The following is a 4,059-nucleotide window of genomic DNA, read 5'->3' as shown; positions in this document are numbered from 1 at the left end:
CCACGGCGGTGCCGGCCTGGCCGGGCTTGCCGTCGTAGGCGAACAGGGTGCGGACGTAGAGGCGCTGGAAGTTCCAGGTGTAGCCGAAGTAGCTGCTCGCCGGGTCCAGCGAGTCCAGGTCGCTGGGGGTGCCGAGCTTGAGGGTGCCGCCCTTCCGGTCGGACGGGTTCAGCACCTGGTCGATCGCCGCGTTGTACTCCGCGGCGGTGGTGGTGCCGGTGCCCCCGCCACTCGTCCGGGGCGACGGCGACGGGGAGGCCGAGGGGGAGGAACCGCCACCGTCGCCAGCGTCCTTCCGGTGCTCCAGCATGTTCGTCACCAGGATGCTCGCCGGCACCACCGCGGCGAGCACGCCGAGCGCGCCGAACAGCAGGACGCGGCGGCGCCTGCCGGGGCCGCCGGGCGCGGTGGGCCGATGGTCCGTCAGGACCGGGGGCAGCGGCGTGGCGTACGGGTTCGGGAACGGGACCGGGGAGGCGTACGGATTCGGGCTGTCCACCGGAACCGGCGCCGGGACCGGGACCGGAGTCGGGGCCGGGGCGGGGGCCGGGGTCGGAAGCTGCGCCGGGAGCTGCGCCTGTGCCTGGCCCTGGGCCGGTGTCGCCGTCGGCACGGGCGGCGGGGTGCTCGGGAGCGGCGGCGGGGCGAACGGTACGGGCGGCACCGGGGCGGCCGGGGTGGCGGGCGCTGCCGGGGTGGCGGGCGCGGCCGGGACCGCGTCGCGGACCGTCCCGTGGTACGGCGCGGGAACGGGCGCGGGCGGGGTGGCGGGCGCGGGCCGGGCGGCCGCGGTCAGCGCGCGGACGGCCTGCTCGGCGCTCAGCCGCAGCCCGGGGTCCTTGACCAGCAGGCCCAGCAGCGCCGGGGCGAGCGGTCCGGCGTGCTGGGACGGCCGCGGCGGCTGGGTGAGGATGGCGACGTAGAGGGCCGTCAGCGTGGTGGCGGCGAAGGGGGCCTCGCCCTCGACGGCGGTGTGCAGGGTCGCGCCCAGCGACCACAGGTCGGAGGAGGCGGTGGCGGGCTTGCCGTCGAGCTGCTCGGGCGCCATGTAGGCCGGGGTGCCGAGCAGGGTGCCGGTGTTGGTGAGGGACATGGTGGCGTCGGCGATGCTGGCGATGCCGAAGTCGGTGAGCACCACGCGGTTGCCGCTGAGCAGGATGTTGTCGGGTTTCAGGTCCCGGTGGACGACGCCCGCGGCGTGCGCGGCGGTCAGCGCGTCCAGCACGGCCAGGCCGATCTCGGCGACCCGGGGGGCGGGCAGCCGGCCGTGGTCCCGGACGGTGGCGGCCAGCGAGGTGCCGACCACGAACTCCATCACGATCACCGGGGCGCCGTCGTGCTCCACCACGTCGAACACCGTGATGATCCCGGGGTGGTTGAGCCCGGCCGCGACCCGGGCCTCCCGCATCACCCGCTGGAGCAGCAACTCCCGCTGCTCCTCGTCGAGTCCGGCCGGGAACAGGATCTCCTTGACGGCGACCTCGCGGTGCAGGGTCTCGTCCCGTCCCCGCCAGACGCGGCCCATTCCGCCCCGTCCGACCGGCTCGATCAGCCGGTACCGCCCACCGATCAACATGCCGTCCGCGTCTGTCACGGCGCACAGGCTACCGGCCGCCGGTGACCGTCCGGGCGGCCATGATCTGTTCGTGATCCGGCGCGGGGGGTGACGGGGGCTCAGACCTCCAGTTCCAGCCAGCCGAGGTCGTTGATCTCGGCGGTCAGGCCCTCGGCCCGGCGGCCCCGGTCCTTGAAGTAGTGGTCCTGGAGGGCGGCGGCCAGGATGCGCTGCTGGGCGGCCTCGCCCGCCCCGGCGTCCCGGGCGGCGTACAGCTCGCGGGCGACGTCGCCGGGCAGGTGCTGGGTGATCAGCCGCTCGCGCGGGTCGTCCGTCGAGCCGCCCGCCGCGCTGTAGCCGAACCGGGCATGGATGTGCAGCATGAAGCCCTGCTCCTCGGCCCGGCGGCGGACCCGTCGGCGCACGCCGGGCTGCCAGGTGGCCCGCACCCGTTCCTCGATCCGGCGGGCGGCGTCCGGCTTGGGGGCGATGGTGCCCTTCAGCCAGCGTTGCACGGTCCGCTGGGAGACGCCGAGTTCGGCGGCGACCGCCCGGGTGGAGCCCTTGGCGTGCTTGACCAGGTACCGGACCCGGGCGGGCACGGTGCGCGGGATCGGCCTGGTCCGTTCGACCCGTTCCAGTCCTTCGTCGATCTCCCCCACGGGGCGTCACTTCCTCGCTGCTGCGCTGGGACGGTTCACTCGTCGGCGGAGACCAGGCCGCCGGTCTTGATGTGGCGGGCGGGGTTGGCGCCGTCGGCGATCAGTCCGCGGATCTCGGCGAGCGGCCGGCTGCCCTCGAACTTGACGTGCCCGGGTGAGACGCCGAGTCGCAGCGCGGTGCTGAGGCCGCCGTCGGGGCGGCGCAGCACGTCCGGCGCGGACGGTCCGGGGGCGGCGAAGACCGCGCAGTCGGAGAGCACGGCGAGCGGCGGGGTGCCGAGTTCGGAGTGCAGCCGGACGAGTTTGCGGTGCAGGTTGACGGTGGCGGTGTCGATCACCAGGGCGCGCACCAGCGGGTCCCAGGTGGGGCGGTCGAGGGCGGCCCAGCGCCGGCCGGGGCGGTAGCCGAAGCCGCGCGGGCGTTCGCGGAACTTGCCGATGGTGCCCTTGGCGGTCTGCTTGATCGCGCCGAGCACGGCCAGTTCGGCCGGGTCGCCCCCGCCGAGCGCGGCCATCGCGTCCAGGAAGGCCGCCGGGTCCCGGTCGGCGAGGTCGAGCGGGACGCCGAGCGCGGCCATCGTGTCGACGTACGCCTGCCGCAGCCGCTTGTGCCACGGGTCGAGGTAGGGGCCCGACTCGTGGCGCAGCCAGCCCTCGCTGGGGCGGACGTCCGCGCCGAGCTCGACGGCGTAGGCGAGTTTGGCGGTGCTGTACCAGGCCGGGCCGGTGGGCGCGCTGCCGTCGGCGGTGAACGGGTTGGGCAGCAGCGGGTCGAGGACGAGACCGCTGAGGTCGGCGCGCCAACTGCCCGGGGTCTTCTTGTCGAAGACCGGGTCCAGCTCGTGGACGGGCTCGGAGAGCGGGACGTTCAGCCGCCCGGCGGCGGCCAGGAAGGCCATGTTGACGTCGAGTCCGACGGCGAACGGGGCGCCCTCCTCCCGCTCGGTGAGCGGACGGTGCCAGTCCCAGGCTTCGGTGACCAGCACGGCGTCGTCCTCGCGCTCGGCGGCCAGCGGGTGCTCGTCGGGCACCTCGGGCGGCGCGGCGTCGAACACCCGGTACCGGGAGCCCTCCACCGGGCCGGACGTCCAGCCGCTGCCGGTGCGCACCGGCCGGGTCGGCGGGCGCAGCGCGGTGACGAGCTCCAGCCCGGAGACGGCGGTGGAGCCGCGCGGGGTGTGCACCCGGGCGGCGTACGTGCCGAGCAGGCGGGCGAGTTCGGGGGCGGAGAGCCCTTCCGGGAGCTTCCAGCCGCCGCCGTCCAGCGCGCCCCACGGCAGCACGCACAGCTGCACGCACTGGCGGCGGCCGGCCTCGGGCTCACGGTAGATCCGGGCCCAGGGGCCGAAGCCGCGCCGGGTCAGCTGCCAGCCGTCCTTCGCCAGCGCCTTGACCTGCTTGTGGGTGTCGGCCAGCCGGCCGACCCGGGCCACGTACTGGGTCTTCTCGTCGCGCCCGGCGGGCGGCAGGCCGAGTTCGGTGGCGGCGGCGTCGGTCAGCACCACCAGCGGGTCGCCGTCCTTGCCGTACCGGTGCAGCCGCGCCGATCCGAGGCGCGCCGCCAGCGCCCACTCCAGCAGCCCGGCCACGCCCGGCCCGGTCGGCGCCTCCCCCGCCAGCTCCGTCCCGTCCGCGCCGTACGCCACCAGCCCGCGCCCGTCCGCCGCCACCTCCACCACGGCCAGCGGGCCGCCCGGGAACCGTGCGGCGGCCGCCTGCTCCCAGTCCTCCCCCGCCACGGCCCTGCGCGCCTTCCCGCCGCCGCTCCCGCTCCCGCCCCGGGCCGCACTCCCGGCCCCCCGGCCGCCGGTCACCGGCGCGGGAGCGGGAGCGGGTCCGGGA

3 protein-coding genes are annotated in these 4,059 nt (G+C 76.3%); all 3 read right to left on the bottom strand.

The annotated features are described in order from the left end of the window. The coding region (locus tag ACFUEL_RS36430; protein WP_380241987.1) for a protein kinase at window positions 1-1,594 on the bottom strand (1,594 nt) is incomplete at its 3' end. An 80-nt stretch (window positions 1,595-1,674) separates the two neighbouring features. After that, window positions 1,675-2,217 (bottom strand): telomere-protecting terminal protein Tpg, encoded by a 543-nt coding sequence (gene tpg, locus ACFUEL_RS36425; RefSeq protein WP_380241985.1) that lies wholly within the window; start codon window positions 2,215-2,217, stop codon window positions 1,675-1,677. A 35-nt stretch (window positions 2,218-2,252) separates the two neighbouring features. Further along, window positions 2,253-3,956 (bottom strand): telomere-associated protein Tap, encoded by a 1,704-nt coding sequence (gene tap, locus ACFUEL_RS36420; RefSeq protein WP_380241984.1) that lies wholly within the window; start codon window positions 3,954-3,956, stop codon window positions 2,253-2,255. Window positions 3,957-4,059 lie beyond the last annotated feature (103 nt).

Origin of the sequence: Kitasatospora sp. NPDC057198, from assembly GCF_042670125.1 — a bacterium.
Lineage (GTDB): Bacteria > Actinomycetota > Actinomycetes > Streptomycetales > Streptomycetaceae > Kitasatospora.
This window is presented reverse-complemented; position numbering and strand designations above follow the sequence as displayed.